This is a genomic window from Cytobacillus solani, from assembly GCF_006704205.1.
Lineage (GTDB): Bacteria > Bacillota > Bacilli > Bacillales > Cytobacillaceae > Cytobacillus > Cytobacillus solani.
In genome coordinates this window covers 2,047,886-2,065,958 of record NZ_CP041305.1, presented here as the reverse complement: position 1 = coordinate 2,065,958, position 18,073 = coordinate 2,047,886, and the positions used below count along the sequence as shown (strand labels likewise).

At 38.2% G+C, this 18,073-nt stretch carries 17 protein-coding genes and 2 riboswitches; of the genes, 7 read left to right on the top strand and 10 right to left on the bottom strand.

All coding sequences use genetic code 11. The features are described 5' to 3' along the window. Window positions 1-19: 19 nt before the first annotated feature. Window positions 20-1,072: an NAD(P)/FAD-dependent oxidoreductase gene (locus FI644_RS10570; protein WP_053478438.1), complete on the bottom strand. Its 1,053-nt coding sequence runs from the start codon at window positions 1,070-1,072 to the stop codon at window positions 20-22. A gap of 191 nt (window positions 1,073-1,263) precedes the next feature. Here FI644_RS10570 and FI644_RS10565 point away from each other — a divergent pair, with 191 nt between their 5' ends. The 4 genes from FI644_RS10565 (at window position 1,264) to FI644_RS10550 (ending at window position 5,085) form a co-directional block, all read left to right on the top strand. Further along, on the top strand, window positions 1,264-2,109 hold the full coding sequence (locus FI644_RS10565) for an ABC transporter ATP-binding protein (RefSeq protein ID WP_142108286.1): 846 nt from the start codon (window positions 1,264-1,266) through the stop codon (window positions 2,107-2,109). Beyond that, window positions 2,060-2,998: an iron-hydroxamate ABC transporter substrate-binding protein gene (locus tag FI644_RS10560; protein WP_053478436.1), complete on the top strand. Its 939-nt coding sequence runs from the start codon at window positions 2,060-2,062 to the stop codon at window positions 2,996-2,998. Before FI644_RS10565 ends, FI644_RS10560 begins: the two co-directional genes overlap by 50 nt. Before the next feature lie 75 nt (window positions 2,999-3,073). After that, complete coding sequence (locus tag FI644_RS10555; protein ID WP_181758186.1) at window positions 3,074-4,081, top strand: FecCD family ABC transporter permease; 1,008 nt, start codon at window positions 3,074-3,076, stop codon at window positions 4,079-4,081. Then, entirely contained in the window at window positions 4,078-5,085 is a 1,008-nt protein-coding gene (locus FI644_RS10550; protein WP_053478435.1) for a FecCD family ABC transporter permease, read from the top strand. Before FI644_RS10555 ends, FI644_RS10550 begins: the two co-directional genes overlap by 4 nt. Before the next feature lie 73 nt (window positions 5,086-5,158). Here the strand turns inward: FI644_RS10550 and FI644_RS10545 are convergent, their stop codons facing one another. The 7 genes from FI644_RS10545 to FI644_RS10515 all read right to left on the bottom strand — a co-directional run bounded on the left by FI644_RS10545 (window position 5,159) and on the right by FI644_RS10515 (window position 13,155). Further along, window positions 5,159-5,530 carry a hypothetical protein gene (locus FI644_RS10545; protein WP_053478434.1) on the bottom strand — a complete coding sequence of 124 codons (372 nt, stop codon included), beginning with the start codon at window positions 5,528-5,530 and terminating at the stop codon, window positions 5,159-5,161. A gap of 92 nt (window positions 5,531-5,622) precedes the next feature. Next, window positions 5,623-5,723: riboswitch (cyclic di-GMP riboswitch) on the bottom strand. Between the two features lie 133 nt (window positions 5,724-5,856). After that, window positions 5,857-7,128 carry an MFS transporter gene (locus tag FI644_RS10540; RefSeq protein WP_053478433.1) on the bottom strand — a complete coding sequence of 424 codons (1,272 nt, stop codon included), beginning with the start codon at window positions 7,126-7,128 and terminating at the stop codon, window positions 5,857-5,859. 241 nt (window positions 7,129-7,369) lie between these two features. After that, window positions 7,370-9,067: a methyl-accepting chemotaxis protein gene (locus FI644_RS10535; RefSeq protein ID WP_321172082.1), complete on the bottom strand. Its 1,698-nt coding sequence runs from the start codon at window positions 9,065-9,067 to the stop codon at window positions 7,370-7,372. A gap of 187 nt (window positions 9,068-9,254) precedes the next feature. Continuing rightward, a complete protein-coding gene (locus FI644_RS10530) occupies window positions 9,255-9,995 on the bottom strand; it encodes an amino acid ABC transporter ATP-binding protein (RefSeq protein ID WP_053478431.1) in 741 nt (246 codons plus the stop codon). A gap of 20 nt (window positions 9,996-10,015) precedes the next feature. After that, a complete protein-coding gene (locus FI644_RS10525; RefSeq protein WP_053478430.1) occupies window positions 10,016-10,780 on the bottom strand; it encodes an amino acid ABC transporter permease in 765 nt (254 codons plus the stop codon). A gap of 65 nt (window positions 10,781-10,845) precedes the next feature. Next, window positions 10,846-11,700 carry a transporter substrate-binding domain-containing protein gene (locus tag FI644_RS10520; RefSeq protein ID WP_053478429.1) on the bottom strand — a complete coding sequence of 285 codons (855 nt, stop codon included), beginning with the start codon at window positions 11,698-11,700 and terminating at the stop codon, window positions 10,846-10,848. A 147-nt stretch (window positions 11,701-11,847) separates the two neighbouring features. Further along, window positions 11,848-12,030, bottom strand: a riboswitch (Lysine riboswitch). 108 nt (window positions 12,031-12,138) lie between these two features. Next, window positions 12,139-13,155 carry a DUF2804 domain-containing protein gene (locus FI644_RS10515; RefSeq protein WP_053478428.1) on the bottom strand — a complete coding sequence of 339 codons (1,017 nt, stop codon included), beginning with the start codon at window positions 13,153-13,155 and terminating at the stop codon, window positions 12,139-12,141. A 146-nt stretch (window positions 13,156-13,301) separates the two neighbouring features. Here FI644_RS10515 and FI644_RS10510 point away from each other — a divergent pair, with 146 nt between their 5' ends. The 3 genes from FI644_RS10510 to FI644_RS10500 all read left to right on the top strand — a co-directional run bounded on the left by FI644_RS10510 (window position 13,302) and on the right by FI644_RS10500 (window position 15,440). Beyond that, entirely contained in the window at window positions 13,302-14,150 is an 849-nt protein-coding gene (locus FI644_RS10510; RefSeq protein ID WP_053478427.1) for a hypothetical protein, read from the top strand. 67 nt (window positions 14,151-14,217) lie between these two features. Then, window positions 14,218-14,985, top strand: coding sequence for a hypothetical protein (locus tag FI644_RS10505; RefSeq protein WP_053478426.1), 768 nt, complete (start codon window positions 14,218-14,220; stop codon window positions 14,983-14,985). Window positions 14,986-14,990: 5 nt separating this feature from the next. After that, the gene (locus tag FI644_RS10500) at window positions 14,991-15,440 is read left to right on the top strand and encodes a hypothetical protein (protein ID WP_053478425.1); all 450 of its coding nucleotides are present in this window, start codon (window positions 14,991-14,993) and stop codon (window positions 15,438-15,440) included. A 118-nt stretch (window positions 15,441-15,558) separates the two neighbouring features. Here the strand turns inward: FI644_RS10500 and FI644_RS10495 are convergent, their stop codons facing one another. Both FI644_RS10495 and FI644_RS10490 read right to left on the bottom strand, forming a co-directional pair. Further along, window positions 15,559-17,199: a peptide ABC transporter substrate-binding protein gene (locus FI644_RS10495; RefSeq protein WP_053478424.1), complete on the bottom strand. Its 1,641-nt coding sequence runs from the start codon at window positions 17,197-17,199 to the stop codon at window positions 15,559-15,561. Window positions 17,200-17,384: 185 nt separating this feature from the next. After that, the gene (locus FI644_RS10490; protein WP_231690175.1) at window positions 17,385-18,056 is read right to left on the bottom strand and encodes a YdeI/OmpD-associated family protein; all 672 of its coding nucleotides are present in this window, start codon (window positions 18,054-18,056) and stop codon (window positions 17,385-17,387) included. Window positions 18,057-18,073: the final 17 nt, after the last annotated feature.

Below are 18,073 nucleotides of genomic sequence, written 5' to 3'. Positions count from 1 at the left end.
TATATGAATGAATAGTCGATTAATTTAATAATTGCTTGACTAGTTCTTTATTGCGATTCTTAAAAAGATCATTATGCGAAGAGACCATTCCAACTTTATATGCATCAGGTTCAATAAATTGCTTGGCTTTATTCACTGCGTTCACTGCATCCTGGAATGCTCCTGCAATTAAATGTACTTTTCCTTCGTATGTTAAAATATCACCAGCAGCATAAAGCCCTGGGACAGTAGATTCGCTAGTTGAATTTCCTGATATATAATATTGATCTGCCAAGGCAATATTTAATTCACTGTTATCAAGCAATGCTGCATCTCTTTCAAACCCATGATTAATAATGACGTCATCTATAGGCAAATAAGAGACCTCACCCGTTTCCATATTTGTAAGCTCAACACGTTCAATTACTTCATGCTTAGCATCAGCAATAAGCTTTGTAATTTCTGTATGGAAGAAACATGTAGCAGAGCTGCTCAATAACTGGGAAACCTGTGCCTCATGCCCCTTTAAAGCCTCTTTTCTACAGGTTACATACACTTTCTTCGCAATGGGCACTAATTCATTTGCCCAATCAACAGCTGAATTGCCTCCGCCTGAAATAATGACTGTTTTATCCTTAAAACGTTTTAACGACTTTATTGTGTAATTTAAATTTGATACTTCAAACCTTTCTGCCCCTTCAATCTCAAGCTTAAGCGGGTTTAGTATCCCCCCGCCAACAGCAACAATAACTGTTTTCGAATAGTGCTTTTGATCTGAAGCAGCATATAAAACGAATATGCCTTCTTCTTCATCACGAGTGATCGAGAGTACTTTTTCATTTAAAACAACGGTTGGATTAAATGTTAGCCCCTGCTCAACAAGTTGTTCAATCAGCTTTGCACCTGGAATTGGCGTCATTCCTCCAACATCCCATATCATTTTCTCTGGATATACATGAATTTTTCCGCCTAATTGCGGCTGATATTCAATCAGCTTTGTTTTCATTTCTCTCAATCCACTATAAAAAGTTGAATAAAGGCCTGCAGGTCCTCCACCAATTACCGTTACATCGTATATTTCCCGATGTTCCATCTCCGCTCACCCCAAACCATAAATGTTATTGATTATCATTCTCATTTAACTATATCCCCTTTTCGTTATTTTCGCAATACAAAAATAACGATTGACAACAGAAAAAAATAGAATTATAGTTTGATTCAGAAACGATATTGATAATCATTATCACTATCCTAAAATTATCGTATTTTATTGGAGGTTGGCAAATGGTTCGCCTGTATACAAATGAAATAAATATTGGTTATGGTGAACAGAAAATTGTAAAAAACCTTAGCATTGAGATCCCAGACAAAAAAATTACAACAATTATCGGATCAAATGGCTGTGGGAAGTCTACCCTTCTAAAAGCTATAACCAGAATTATTCCACATCAATCAGGAACTGTTGTGTTGGATGGAGAAAATATCGCTAAAGAAAATACGAAAATCCTGGCGAGGAAAATGGCCATTCTCCCCCAATCTCCCGAAAGTGCAAACGGGTTAACAGTAGGTGAACTCGTTTCTTATGGCCGCTTCCCTTATCAAAAAGGTTTTGGCCGATTAACCAAAAAAGACTATGATGTAATCGATTGGGCACTTGATGTGACAGGTACGATTGTCTTTAAATACCGGCCTGTGGATGCGCTTTCAGGCGGGCAACGGCAGCGTGTATGGATCGCGATGGCCCTTGCACAAGAAACAGAAATCATCTTCCTTGATGAGCCTACAACCTATTTAGATATGGCCCATCAGCTAGAGGTTCTAGAATTATTACAAAAGCTAAACAAAGAACAGGAACGTACAATTGTCATGGTTTTACATGATTTAAATCAAGCTGCCCGATTTGCTGATTATATTATTGCCTTAAAAAACGGCGAGGTTGTAAAAGCTGGTCATTGTGAAGATGTCATTCATCATGAAGTACTTAAAAAAGTTTTCAATATTGATGCTGAAATTGGAAAAGATCCTCGTACAAATAAACCAATGTGCATCACTTATAATTTAGTAAAAGGAGAAAACAATAATGAAGAAAATACTAGTCCCGTTTATACTGTTGCTGGTGCTTCTTATTAGTGCCTGCAGCAATGGATCTGAAGTGAAAGAAGATAAAAATAAAAAAGAGGCTGAAGCACCGAAAGAGGAACAATCAGGCACGATCACTTATCAGTCTGAAAATGGACCAATCGAAGTTCCTGCAAATCCACAAAGAGTTATTTTGCTTTCTGGGTACACAGGAAATGTCATTAGTTTGGGTGTTAACATTGTTGGAGTGGACGTGTGGTCTAAGAATAATCCAACGTTTGCAGAAGAGTTAAAAGATGTAGAAGAAGTTTCAGATGAAAGCTTAGAGAAAATTATTGAATTAGAGCCTGATTTAATTATTGCTGGTTCTACTAGTAAAAACATCGATAAGTTAAGTGAAATCGCGCCTACTGTCACATATACATGGGGAAAAGTAGATTACCTCACACAGCATATAGAACTTGGCAAGCTTTTAAACAAAGAGAACGAGGCAAAAGAATGGGTAGAGGGCTTTAAAGCTCAAGCAGAAGCAGCTGGGGAAGAGATTCGAGCAAAAATTGGTGAAGATGCAACAGTTACTGTCATCGAAGGCTACGATAAACAGCTTTACGTCTTTGGGGATAACTGGGCACGTGGGACTGAGATCTTATATCAATCTATGAAGCTAAAAATGCCTGAAAAAGTAAAGGAAATGGCATTAAAAGAAGGGTATTATACATTATCAGCGGAGGTACTGCCAGAATTTGCCGGGGACTACATTGTCTTCAGTAAATATGCAGATGCCGATAGCTCATTCCAGGAAACAGAAACATACAAAAACATTCCTGCTGTCAAAAACAATCGTGTATTTGAAATGGAAGGGAATGGTGCTTCCTTTACTGACCCAGTTACACTTGAAAAACAGCTTGCCTTCTTTAAGGAATCATTTTTAGGAAACTAAATCTTTTTGAGGAATTCTTTTTCTAAAGAATTCCTTTTCCCTTATTCTAAGAACAGAAAAGATGAGGACTCAATAATGAAAGAAAAGCAACGTTCGATCCCATTTATATTTAAACTTACTGCTGGAACCCTTGTTTTTATAGGAATGTTTGTTATGGCTTGTGTTTTTGGCGCAGCAGATATTGCGGTTAAAGATGTATGGTTAGCACTAACCTCCGATGCTACCAGTGATAAAATTTCGATCATACGTGAAATTCGCTTGCCTCGTGAAATCGCAGCTGTTTTTGTTGGTACTGCGCTAGCTGTTTCTGGTGCTATTATGCAAGGGATCACAAGAAATCCACTTGCTGATCCAGGATTGCTTGGATTAACAGCTGGGGCTAATGCGGCACTAGCTATTTCGATTGCCTTCATCCCTTCAACCAATTACTTGGGGATCATGATCGCCTGCTTTATTGGTGCAGCTATTGGGGCCATTTTGGTTTTCGGTATTGGCTCAATGAAAAAAGGAGGCTTCTCTCCTCTTCGCATTGTATTAGCAGGGGCTGCTATATCTGCCTTTTTATATGCATTATCAGAAGGAGTTGGAATATATTTTAAAATATCAAAGAATGTATCCATGTGGACTGCCGGTGGTTTAATCGGAACGTCCTGGGCACAGCTTCAAGTAATCGTTCCGTTTATTTTAATAGGAATTATTGTTTCTCTCTTCTTCTCAAGGCAACTAACGATTCTTAGTCTAAATGAAGAGGTAGCTGTTGGATTAGGGCAAAAGACCACTCAGGTTAAGCTTGTCCTATTTATAGTTATTATTCTGCTCGCCGGTGCTGCTGTTGCACTTGTTGGAAATATGGTGTTCATTGGATTAATGGTTCCTCATATAGTTCGTGCAATAGTTGGAACGGATTACCGGTTTATTATACCTATGTCAGCGATTATCGGAGCTTCTTTTATGCTATTAGCGGATACACTTGGTCGTACCATCAATTCACCATATGAAACACCGATTATTGCCATTATTGCTATGATTGGTTTACCTTTCTTCCTGTTCATTGTACGTAAAGGAGGAAAAGCATTCTCATGATTCAGCCAGGATTAATAAAAAAACAGCGAATTCTATTATTTGTATTACTTGCACTGATTTTACTTACTATCTTTATTGGGATGGGGCTCGGGTATTCATCCATCTCCTATAACCGATTAATGCCTATTTTATTTGGTCAGGGTACATTTAAAGAGGAGTTTATCTTATTCTCCATTCGATTGCCACGAATAATCATTACTTTGTTAGCTGGGATGGCACTTGCTTTATCAGGAGCCATTTTGCAAGGCATTACACGGAACGATCTTGCTGATCCTGGCATCATCGGAATTAATTCAGGTGCAGGGGTAGCGATTGCTATTTTCTTCCTATTTCTGCCGATTGATGCTGGTTCCTTTGTTTATCTGCTTCCTGTTGTCGCATTTATTGGTGCTTTAATTACTGCTAGTGTAATTTATATTTTTTCGTATAATAGAAAAGTTGGACTCCAGCCAGTCCGATTAGTTTTAATTGGCGTTGGATTTTCAATGGCGCTTTCTGGAGCGATGATTGTCCTTATTTCTTCTGCGGAACAGGAAAAAGTCGATTTTATCGCTAAGTGGTTAGCAGGGAATATTTGGGGGACTGACTGGCCATTTATTTTGGCCATCCTTCCCTGGCTGGTGATACTCATTCCCTTTACCTTGTATAAGGCAAACCGATTGAATCTCCTTGGATTAAACGAACCGGTAGCCATTGGAGTTGGTGTATCCATTGAAAAGGAGCGTATCGTTCTCCTTCTGACAGCTGTTGCTTTAGCCGCTGCGGCCGTTTCAGTGACGGGTGGTATTACATTTATCGGACTGATGGCCCCACATATAGCAAAAGCCTTGGTAGGACCGAGAAATCAATTATTTATCCCGATCTCCATTCTAATTGGCGGATGGCTTCTGTTATTCGCTGATACGGTTGGGCGTAACTTAGTTGAGCCAGACGGGATATCAGCAGGCATTATGGTTTCATTAATCGGTGCGCCATACTTTATTTACTTATTGTTGAAAAAATAAGAATAGCCCCTGAAAATAGATAATTTCAGGGGCTTCTCAGATAACTTCCAATTTAATTTGAAGGGTTGTCATCTTAACTAATTTTTTCGATCACACCCATACCTTCTAATAGCACTTTCGCATCTTTATTTAAGTATTCAATAACGTCTCTTCTTAATAACAATTTTGCTTTATCTTTTACAATTAATTTCATGGATCGAATATCAAATTTCGTTGCATATGAATTTAGGGCAATGACCGTAGCCATATCCTGCCTTGAAATAGGTTCATACCCCGCATCTAGCCGTTCTGTAAGCAATTTGAGCAGCTCTCTCGCATTGCTTTTCAATAGCACCTTATGCTTGCTTAAAACTTCTATATTCTCCTCAATTAATTTCCTGGTTGTGACAAAATCTAATTGTTCTACATTTTTATTAACTTCCTGTATTAATTCCTCGACCTTCAAAAAAATCACCTCAAAATAAAAAAGTAGGGCAAAAGAAAAAAGCTATTCCCTCATTCGTGAATAGCCAAAAATTCAAATAACCCATTCAAAAATTTGGTAACCGGCTGTCATAGTTAGTTGCTTATCACTAAACCACTACCTTAGACCCATAGCTTTGCGTCCTATTCTTTCGAATAGTTTGCCTTTAAACTCATTTATGTAGGACTTTTTATTTAGGACTTTTTAACCTCTAATTCTTATGATAATTCATTCTAATTTATAATTCAACAAGATTCAGCAAAATTCTACATTATTGAAATTCCAATTGAAAATTATTTTATTCAAATTTACACATTGAACTCCTTTTCTTCCTGGCGCTGCTCCTTAATCAAAAGCCCGCCGGCCAAACCAAGCATAGAAAAAATAACCGGTATGATAAATGCGTAATGATAGCCTACTTGGATTGGTGAAGCATGAAAATGATCGAGTATTTTGCCAAAAATACCGGGCAAAAGGACTGCACTTAAAAAACCGCCTGTATTCGCAAATCCAGAAGCTAGACCAACCTCTTTCCGATCAAATGATTGCCGGACAACAGCAAATGTTAACGTATTTGCCCCGTTGCAATATCCGATGATAAAGAAAAGAATGATAAGCATGAAAATGGGCGGCTCTCCCCCGAATAATAGAATGGCTGTCCAGCATAAGAATGAAATGAAGTGAATAACTGTATAAGGCTTTTTGATTGAACCTATACGTCCTGCAATCCAGCTCGTAATCGGTGCGCCGATAATTGCTCCGATAAGTCCGATCATAATAAGCTGGCTCGCATCTGAACGATTCATATCATATACATTCATCCCATATGGAACAGCCCATGAACCGATAAATCCAACATATGTGCCAACAACACCAAAATGACATAAGAAGGTTGCCCAAGCTTGACGGCTTGAAAGAATGCGGCGTAGCAGCGATAATGTCTTTTCCTTTACTTGTTCTTCTTTAGGTGAGATTATCTTTTGTTTCTGATAATCATTAAAGAGTTGTTTAGGTTTTTTCACAAGGATGAAATAAAGCAAGATTCCTAGTACACATAGAATAATCCCTATTAATAAAAATGGAACCCTCCAGCCCCATAAAGTAATCCACCAGGAAAAAGGCACAGTTGCCAGCAGAAATCCAAAACTCCCCGCCATCCCAGCTATTCCAATCAACCCAACAAATTCATTTCCTTTAAACCACAGACTTAAAATTAAAACCAAGTTGACCCAAATGGTTGCATCACCAAGTCCCACTAATAACCTAGCAAAGAGAAGGAAAAATTCATTTGGAGCTAAACTATATAATACTGTCCCTAAGCCATTTAGAATGGTTCCAATAATAAGGAAAAAATTAGGACCATATCGATCAGACAATAGCCCAATTGGTATTTGCAGACTTGCGTATGCAAGAAATTGAATGCTTGTCAGTAATCCAATGGTTGAAGCTGTAAGACCGAAGTCCTTCATTAGTTGATCTGTAATTAGTCCTGGGGCCGTCCTTTGGCTAACAATTAGAAAATAAGTAAACAACACTGTGCCAAAGACAGCCCATCTGTATTTGCTATTTTGTTTTTCCAATGGTCACTACTCCTGTTAATATTTAATAAAACTCATTATACTCTAGTTTTCTTATATATTTATTAGGATTTTTAATGAAGGCGTTTTCAATTCAAAAAACTTTTCTCATAACAAAAAGAAGAAGAATTTCACCAGCATTTGGTGTCTTCTTCCCCTCTTTGAATAGAAGTGATTCTATATCCTGTACCCATAAAAACAGATAGCTAATCACATTTTTATCTTATTCGATTATTACTTTCCGCTAGATCTTAAACTTACTAATTAAAGTTTGTAAGTCTTCCGCTAATTTGGATAATGATTGGGCGGATATGGATATTTCTTTCATAGAAGCAAGCTGTTCTTCTGCAGATGCCGCCACATTTTTGGAATGGTCAGATGTTCCTACTGATATGTGTGTAATGCTAGATACCGTTGCAGATACTTCTTCAACACTTGCAGAGACCTGTTCTGCGGTAGCTGCCAAATCATGTATCTTCGCTGCAAGACTGTCCATAAAATGCAGAATTTCTTTAAAGCTACCCTCTGTTTGTCCAACAATCTCAAGCCCAGCCTTGACATCCATCGTTACTTGCTCAATAGATTTGTTGGATTGCAGCATGTCCTGTTGAATTTCAACGATTAAGCCTGAAATTTGGGCGGACGATTGCTGCGATTGCTCTGCTAATTTCCGAACCTCATCAGCAACCACAGCAAACCCTTTTCCATGTTCTCCTGCTCTAGCAGCTTCAATTGCCGCATTTAGTGCCAACAAGTTTGTCTGGTCAGCAATACCTGAAATGACTTTTGTAATCTCACCAATTTCTTTTGAGCGCTGATCCAACGATTGAAAGACTTCTCCACTTTCGTTTACTGAATGGCTAATTGCATTAATCTGTTGAACAGTTCTGTTCACATACACTCCGCCATCCTTCGCTTTCTGTGTTGCCTGAGAACTAGCTTCAGATATAATAGAGGCTGTTTCTGCCATAGATTGCACCCCTTTTGAAACCTCTTCCAAAGCTACTGCACTTTCTTGTACACTTATTGTTGAATGTTCTGCTCCTTGCGCAACATGTTGTATGGTGTCAGTAATTAGTTCCGTTGCCTGGCTCGTTTGCTCTGCACTTGCCGTTAACTCGTCAGAAGAAGCCGCAACTTGTTCGGAAGCCATATTCACTTCATTCATCATTTGTCTAAGGTTGTCAGCCATTCTATTGAAACTAGTAGAAAGATCGTTTAATTCATCTCCCGTATGATCCTTGATTTGAGAGGTGAAATCCCCATCCCTTGCTAATTCAAGAGCCGCCGTGATCTTGGCTAACCTTTTTTTCATCCTTTTTGTAAACCAATAGGTAACAAGAGCTGACACAACGATGACTAAACAAAGAATAGTAATAAATTTGACTAAGAAACTAGATAGGATGCTGTCAATAATATTTTGTGAGGCACCCACGTAAAAAATACCTATAATCTCACCGTTAGTATCTTTAATTGGCATATAAGCTGACTGATAAATATGTCCTGCAGCATTTGCTTCACCATAGAAATGTTCCCCGTTTTTTAGTACAACATCTGAGACCTCTTTTGATACTTGTGTTCCAATTGCACGTTTCCCATCTTTAATGACATTAGTCGATACACGTGTGTCGCCTAGAAAAATCGTCACTGTATCTTCAGTATCGCCACCGATTTCATCGACCATATCATCATTTTCATTTATTAGGGTTTTTCCCTTGTAAAGCTGTCCATTCTTAATTGTCCATTCTCCCGGATATTTAACATCTATATATTTATATGCTAAAGTAAGATCCGCTTTTGCCTTTTCTAGCGCAAATCCCTTAATTCCCTTTGTTATTTCTTGATTAACAACTACTCCTATAATCGTTGATAACGAAAGTATAATCGCCAGAACCATCATATTGATCTTCATGCCTAATTTTAATTTTTTCAACTCAATCACCTATTTTTATAGACTTGGTTTAAGATTTTACTAAATCTTACCGCAATTCATTCTACTATACTATGACTTTTCTCATTCCCACCATTCTCCTAGATTAAAAAAAGAAGAAAAATCATCATTACTGAATGATTTTTCTTCTCCTAATATCGACATTATTTGACATAGTTTGATAAGTTTTATTAAAAACCTAGATTGCCCTCAAAGTACGTTTTAAAAACTCCCTCGTACGTTCCCCAGTTGGGTGATTAAAAATCTGGTCAGGGCTTCCTTCTTCTGCTATAACCCCTTTGTCCATAAAGACCACTCTGTCAGATACTTCTTTGGCAAATTCCATTTCATGCGTAACGATTAGCATCGTCAGACCTGTCTCAGCAAGCTCTTTCATGACCTTAAGAACTTCTCCTACCATCTCTGGATCAAGCGCAGACGTTGGTTCATCGAACAGCAGCACATCTGGTTCCATCGAAAGGGCTCTAGCGATAGCAACCCGCTGCTTTTGCCCCCCAGACAGCTGTCTGGGCTTCGCATTCACAAACCTGTCCATCCCAACCACTTTCAAGTATTTCAGCGCTACCTTTTCCGCTTCTTCCTTCGAGCGCTTTAATACCTTCATTTGGCCGATTACACAATTGCCTAGTACGTTATGATTATTAAATAAGTTAAATTGCTGAAATACCATTCCTAATCTTCTTCGATAGGCATGAATATCATGCTTATCATCGAGAATATTTTCACCATGATAAATAATTTTTCCGCCGCTCGGTTTTTCTAATAGATTGACACAGCGAAGAAGTGTGGATTTCCCTGAACCTGAGGAACCAATGATGCAGACGACTTCTCCTTTATTCACTGAGAAATGAATATCTTTTAATACTTCATGGTTTCCAAAGGATTTACTTAAACGCTGAATATCAATGACTGTCTCCATACCATTCTCCTCCTTCCCCATTATTGCCCGATCCCTTTATGTTCTCCAGCTTCAATCTGAGCCTGATTGCCTACGACTATATAATTATCCGGACCATCAAGCTTTCTTTCAAAGTAGCGCAGAATTAAAGTGACTGCATATGTCAAAATGAAATAAATGATACATACGATAAAGAATGCTTCGAAATATCTAAAGTTATTGCCTGCCACCGTTTTCGTTTGGAAGAATAACTCAGTAACGGAAATGACACTTAGGACCGCTGTATCTTTTATATTAATGATAAATTGATTGCCTGTTGCTGGTAAAATATTGCGGATAACCTGTGGCATCACTACATGAGTCATTGTTTGAACATGATTCATTCCAATGGCTTGGGCTGCTTCATATTGTCCAGTATCAACTGAAATAATCCCCCCACGGACAATTTCAGCCATATATGCACCTGTGTTGATTGCTACAATAACGACCCCTGCAATAATCGGGTTCATTTGCCAGCCAAATGCTGCAGCAGAACCATAATAGATAACCATTGCCTGTACAATCATCGGTGTGCCACGGAAAAATTCTATATACACGGATAGGATGATGTTAATGAATTTTAAGAAGCCTTTCTTCGCTCCTTTTTCAGGTATTGGAATGGTGCGGATGATGCCTGCCAATAACCCGATCAATGCCCCAAAAATAGTTCCGATCAATGCAATCAAGAGGGTTACGCCTGCTCCGCGCAGAAACATCGGCCAGTTTGTTTCAATAATTTTTATAATCCATTCAAAACTTAAATCCATTCGTATCCTCCCCTTAAACGTGGAAGCCGACTACATTGTGCTGATGCAGCCGGCTTCACAAACCATTATTCTGCCGCTGGCTGATTTTTAATTGCAGCATCCATAATACTGATGCGTTCTTCCTCAGAAATACCAGCCAATATTTCGTTAATTTTTGCTGTTAGCTCACTATCCTTTGCAATCCCAACTGCGATAGCCGTATCATCCTCAGACGTCTTAAATCCTTCAGTGAATTCAACCATCGCGAAGTTATCATTTGCAGCTGATGCACTAACTCCCTCTGGACGTTCAGAAACATATCCGTCAATAACACCCGATTCTAGCGCTACCCTCATAGCCGGAAAGTTATCCATTGCTGGCTTTTTTTCCACTCCATCAATTTGATCAATAACTGAATAGTGGAATGTATTTAACTGTGCCGTTACCTTTGCTCCTTTGAAATCTTGGATCGAAGTTGCACCTTCATACTTTCCGCCTTTTTTGACAACCATGATTAAATCCGATTTGTAGTAGTTATCTGAGAAATCAATGGTTTCTTTACGTTCTGCTGTCGGTGACATCCCAGCAATAATCGCATCGATTTTTCCTGAAGTTAGCGATGGTACAAGTCCATCCCATTCTGTTTTCACAATCACTAGCTCTTTGCCTAACCCTTCAGCAATTTTCTTAGCGATTTCTACATCATATCCGCCTGCGTATTCTGCATTGCCATCGATTTTAACGCCACCGTTTGAATCATCCATTTGTGTCCAATTGAATGGTGCATAGCCAGCTTCAAGTCCTACTTTAAAGGTATCTTTTTCTGATGATGATCCTGATCCTTCTGTCTTCTTATCTGAATCACCGCTTGTTCCACAGCCTGCTAATAGAATAATGGCTGAAAGAGATATCGCTAAAAATAATGATAGTTTTTTCTTCATGCTATTTTCCCCCTATTTATTTGATTTAATAGTCTAATATATGCTTGACCTCTTGCCTTTAGGCATTTTACTAAAAACAAAAAGCGACCTGAGATGAACTCAGGTCGCAACGTTTATAGTTTGCCCCAAAATCCCTCTTCTTTCCCTAAATGAGATAGCACAACTCAACAAACCGGGTAAGTTCATTGAGACAGTCCTGCAGTTCTTAACTGCAGACCCAGCAAGCAATACTGAGAATATTACAAGCTTCGGCGATATTTCCTTCTCTCTAGCATCCTAGCTTCTCAAGCTCCACTACAGACTATTAAATACCGCGCCTCTACCTCATCAGCAAAGATGAGGTCTTATTAAATTATATTCATTATCCTACAGTAGTAAGCCTATTCTGTCAACTCATCAAAATTGGCACTTGCTACCAAAGAACTAGATTCGTTGAACTCACCAGCTTGCCTTATGATCCTCTGCCCACCCTACAAAGGATTCAATCATTATCTTTTCCCCATCATTCGTTCGAATATAACCGTTAAATGTACCAATCATTTGGTGAACGGAGGAACGAATAACCCATGCGTTCGTTGCTGCTTTTCGCTCAAACAATGGCTGAAACGTTAGAGACACTTGATCCGTTTCAGCTGTTTTCAATGTCCAAGGCTTCAAATAATTGCTGTTATCATATTCCCAACTGATGTCTTCATTGATTTTGCTTAGCTTTCTGTCGACCACAATTCCATTCTCAGTCTGTCCAGTTCCATCCGTCCATTGACCACCGAAATTTAGGCCAACTGATCTTCCATTGACAATCCCCGCAGCTTGAGCCCAATTCCATGTCGAATGATAGGGCCAGACTCCCCTGCCAAAATCCAAGCATCCAAAGGCATTTTCGTTATTAAAGATGTATTCCTTCCTATTCCAATGAACTGTTCCAGCTGCAGGAAGTGCTGTTTGTTTTGACGTAAACTGAAATCGTGTTTCACTCCACGGCACAACGACATTAATCGATTCATGCCCACGTGGACGTTCAACTCGTACTTCTGCAACTAACGGCTTATTTCTTCCGCTAAAATGCGGGCAATGAACACGTATACTTGTGGAATCTCCCTTTTCTTCAAATGAAATAGCCATTTGCTTTCCCTCAAATTTCACGGAGGCATTCACCTCTTCAGGCATTTTACAGCCGAATCCAAATGGAACAATGGCTGTCTGCTCCTGAAAACTAAGACTCTGTAAATCTAGCACATACACAAATAAAACAGCAGCATAATCCAAATGAGAAATTGTGACTGAAAACAAGAACTCTGGGCTTGTTACACACCAATAATTCCATTTTTTCTTCCGCAGGAACCTTCCCGACACATTGCAATTAAACAGCGGCTGCCTTGCCCAGCCGATGCTGTTTTCGGCTAATCGGCCATTCTCATCACACATATCTACTCGTTCTGTTATTTCTCTTGCCATCCTCTTAACCCCTCATCTCTATGTATACTTCATACTGTAACTCTACTATCTTTTGCAAACTTAATATGCATTCAGTTTCCAATGCCGAATATTATTCAGGCATTTGTACAAATTATATATATTCTCGATTTATCGGAGTGATCAGTGTGTATAATTCATATTGGTTTCTAGCTCTCATTGTTTTTAGTATTTCCATTTTTATTTTTAATCTTTTTAAAAAAAGAAATACAGGAACCCTGTTCCTTTTATTAGCTATGATTGGACTCGGCTTTATAATTGAAACGGTCATCTTTACTTTTTTAGGAAGCTATGAATATTATCCTAAATTCGTTAAAGGTCATCCCTTTTATGACAGTAACTTAGGCGCCTTTGCCTCAAATGCATTTGCTTTGCCAGTTATTGCAACCTTCATTGCAACCTTTCATCTAAATTGGATTTGGATTTTCCTTTTTGCCGGTTTATTTGTCGGTATTGAGTGGTTATTTCTAGAATTGCAAATCTATTCACATAATTGGTGGCGGTTAGCATTTACAGGGCTTGGATTGCCATTCTACTTTGCTACTGCAAAGATTATTTATCAATGGATTTTGAATCATCCAAGGAGATTTAAACAGAACTTGATTCTTTATTTAGCCATTGTTTCTATTTCGTGCAGTGCCCACATTCTGCCAATTATTTTTTTCTCAAATCGAATATACAATCCTGGATGGTTTGAATATCTGGAACGTGATACCGTTGCTTTTGCAGACATATTCTTTTTAATCGATTCTCTTTATTACTGCCTAATTATTCATATCAACTGGAAAACAAAGTGGATAAAATATGCTTTAACAGGTTTCCTGATGTTTATAGTCAATCAGGTGCTATTAACTGCAGGAATCCTTCAAAGCCTTGTTTGGTGGGATCATTTATATTATATTGGTTTGTCCTTATTGCTGGTTCTGCTTACGAGTCTGATTAATAAAAGATTATTCATGAGATCCTATCTTGAATAAAATGTAAATAATTGAAAAATGTTATGTATACCTGCGTAAAGTAATTTCCGTAAGAGGTGCTCTGATAATGATAAATGAACACGATCCTTCTCTTGCAAGAATGAGTGTATTTGGAATCACGCATCTTCAAAAGCAAAGTCCCCTTATGATTGCTTGGTGGTCTGCTGTCTTTCCTGGTTTTGGGCATTATTTTCTTAACCACTACATAAGAGCAACCTTACTATCATTATCTGAGGTTTTTATTAATACGTTTGCTCACATTAATGATGCAATGATTTACTCCTTTTGCGGGAAGTTTGAACTTGCACAATCAGTTGTTCAGCCTAAATGGGCATTTGGCTATCTGATTATTTATATGATAACCATTTGGGATAGTTACCGCCTGGCCATTTACCAAAATAAAGTATTTGATTTAACTTGCTTAAAAAATGAACAAATCTCTCGTATAGGCATTTTCCCTTTGGAAATTCAATTTTTAGATAGGAAAAAACCAATCGTTGGCGCTGTTTATTCTTTTCTATTTCCGGGATTAGGGCAGCTATATATTCACCGGTTTGGATTAGCATTTTATGCAATGATTTGGTGGTGGATTTATCTATACTTTTCAAAGCTTCACGAGTCTCTTTTACAATTAATGCTTGGGAATCTCCAAGCATCAAACTTAATTCTGCAGCAACATTGGTTATTATTTATGCCTTCTGTAATGGGCGGAGCCATCTTTCATGCTTATACTACAACGATTGAACACAATAAACTTTATCGTATCGCACAACGTCAGTATCTTAAAAATCGTTACAGGAAAGATGATTTTCTTATCTTCCATAAGCAGGTGTAATTCTTATGATCATTATTGGAATGTTTGAACAATCGATTGAATTAGAGCAAGCATTAACTGTATTAGAGAATAGCTCTATTTCTAGGGATCAAATCCTTGTCGTATTTATGGACGATAAGCCTTCACCCATTCAGATCTCAGGAAGAACACAAAATATCCACTCCAATGCGTTTGAAATTGGCATGGCAAGCGCTACAGGGTGTGCAGTTATTGGTGCCAGTGTCGGATTTACATTGTATTTAGGACCAATTATTTGCGGTCTTCTTGGTGCACTTATTGGATTCACCATTGGATATGCCTTATATTATTTTCCAAATAAAAGCAAAGCTCAATCGAAGAAAACGAAAAAAATACCTGAAGTTGCCGTCATCATTCAATGTGCCAAAAGTCAACTTTCATTCATAGAAGATATCTTGTGGAAATACCAAGCAATTACAGTTGGGAAATCGCATTGAAATGATATGGATGCAAATTTGCACCCCCTATTTTATATAAATAAAAGCCGCCAACTTTAGTGGAATAAGGATTCCCTCAAACTGACAGCTTTCATGTTTAACTAACGTTTATCGATCATTATTCAAAGTATGCCCACTTATACTGGACGTTCCCTAATCCCGAGACATATACGCCCTTTAAATTATCCTTTTTCACATACACACTTGTTTTGAAGTAAAATGGAATAACGGGCATTTCATCCATGATAATCGCTTCAGCTTGCTTGAATATTTCTTTTCGTTTACTTGGATCTGTTTCAAGAGCCGACTGATCTAGCAAAGAAGCATATTCTTTATTCATCCAACCGGTATGGTTATTCCCAGCATCCGTTTTAAATATTTCTAAGAAGTTGATTGGATCATTAAAGTCCCCTGTCCAACCCATTCGAGCTACTTCGAAATCGCCATTGATGATTCCTTCATAATAAACTGCCCATTCTTTATTACTAAGCTCTACATTTATTCCCAAATTTGTTTTCCACATATCTTGAACGGCTTGCGCTATCTTGGCTTGGGCTGGATCCGTATTATAAGAAAGAGTAATGACTGGTAATTCCTCCACACCGGAATATCCTTCTTCTTTTAGCCCTTCTTCTAGAAGCGCTTTTGCTTGTTCAATATCCCCATCCTTGAAATAGCCCGTTTCATTTTCCGGAATCATTGAATTTGGAACAATCGCGGTTGCAGGGATTTCTGCGCTTTGTGTAATATTATCAACAATAGACTGGCGATCAATCGCATAAGACAGCGCTTTTCTAATTTTCACGTTATTAAAGGGTTTTTTCTTTAAGTTAAATTCATACCAATACGTACCAGCTGTAGGTGCAGCCTCTAGAGCTCCCTCTTGCTGCAAGGCAGGGATGGCTTCAAGCGGCAAACTGCCAGTCGGAGCACCCGCCCAATGTAATTCATCAGAATTAAACATGTTAAGCTCCGTATTCGAATCATTTAACATCACCATTTCGATTTTTTCTAATTTGACACTTTCCTTATCCCAATAATGTTCATTTTTTTCAAGAATGACTTGATTTTGATGTTCCCACTTCATCATCTTAAAGGGTCCATTTGAGGTATAACTCTTACTTGCCTCTTTAGCCCAATCTGGATTCCCTTCAGCGATTTTACTGTTAACTGGAAAATACGTATAGAAAGCCGTAAGCTCTAAAAAGAATGGTGTCGGATTTTCCAGTGTAACTTCCAATGTCTTTTCATCAATCGCTTTTACTCCTACCTCATCAAGAGATACTTCACCTTTATTGGCTGCCTCCGCATTTTTTATATAAAATAATTGATAAGCATATTGTGACAGATTCTCTGGATTTAACACCCATTTCCAAGCATATTCAAAATCTTGCATCGTTAACAGGTCCCCGTTTGACCACTTTGCATCATCTCTTAATGTAAATGTATATGTCAGAAGATCATCAGATACAGCAATTTCTTCTGCCATCGCATTTTCAGGCACACCCTTTTGGTTAATACGGGTTAGCCCTTCAAACGTTTGCAGAAGGATGTTGGATGACCAAACATCTGTAGCCAAACTAGGATTGAGAGAGGATGGCTCTGTAAAATTATTTACCTTCAGCACTTGCTCTTGACTATTTTTTTCTGTTCCCTCTTCACTCCCTACTGCCTGGGAACCACTTTCTTTCGAATTACAAGCACTAAGAAAGAACACTATTAATAGTACAATCCATACCATCCACTTTTGATTTTTCATATGACCCTCCTTATTTTTAGAAAAATAAAAATATTTAATTAGTAACATTATACACATTCTGGAATCTATGTATATAAATTTTAGTTCTTACTAATTGAAAAAGCTGCAAACAATAACGGACATATTTGCTTTCCGCTAATGTTTGCAGCATTTTGTGTAATTTCCATAAGCTATTCAACTGTAGGTTACTTTTGATTTGCTCGATACAACTCCCTGCTCTTAAAGCCTTTTCCTAGAATTTGCTTCATTTCCTCACGGCGTTTTTCTTTGGTTGCGTCTTGTTTCGCACTATATACATAGCGAGCCCAGTCTTTTCGATATCCTGGGGTGAGTGACTGATAGAAGGCAAGTAAATCTGGATGATCTTGCAAATCCTTTTCTACTTCAGGAATCATTTCAATATAATCGTCCACACATTGGCTTGCTTTTGTTGATACACTGTTTTTACCCTTGGAATCTTCTTTTAAGCCGACAACCGTAAAGACATCATCCAACCCGACCATACGGGCAAATTTAATGTTGCTTGTGCCCACATAGCCATCTTCATCTGCCCCTAACCCTGCTAGCAAATCATCACGATGGATATAAGTTGGGTATACTTTATTGCCCTTTTTCGGATAAGCCAAGAAGATGTACCCATTTTTATTCAAGTAATTGTTTTTAATGACGTCGTATACAACTTCCTGCAAAGACTCCATATCCAGCACAAATGCAAAGATAAGATCATATGTATCAGTAAGCTCTTTGTCATAATCTGCTAATTCCGCTAAGTAATCCGCTCCTTCTGGCAAATTTAAAATAGCTGCCTTTTTATACTTTTGCAGGTTTAGTTTTTCTACAATTGTTTTTGCCACCAAAATCCACCTTTCTCGGA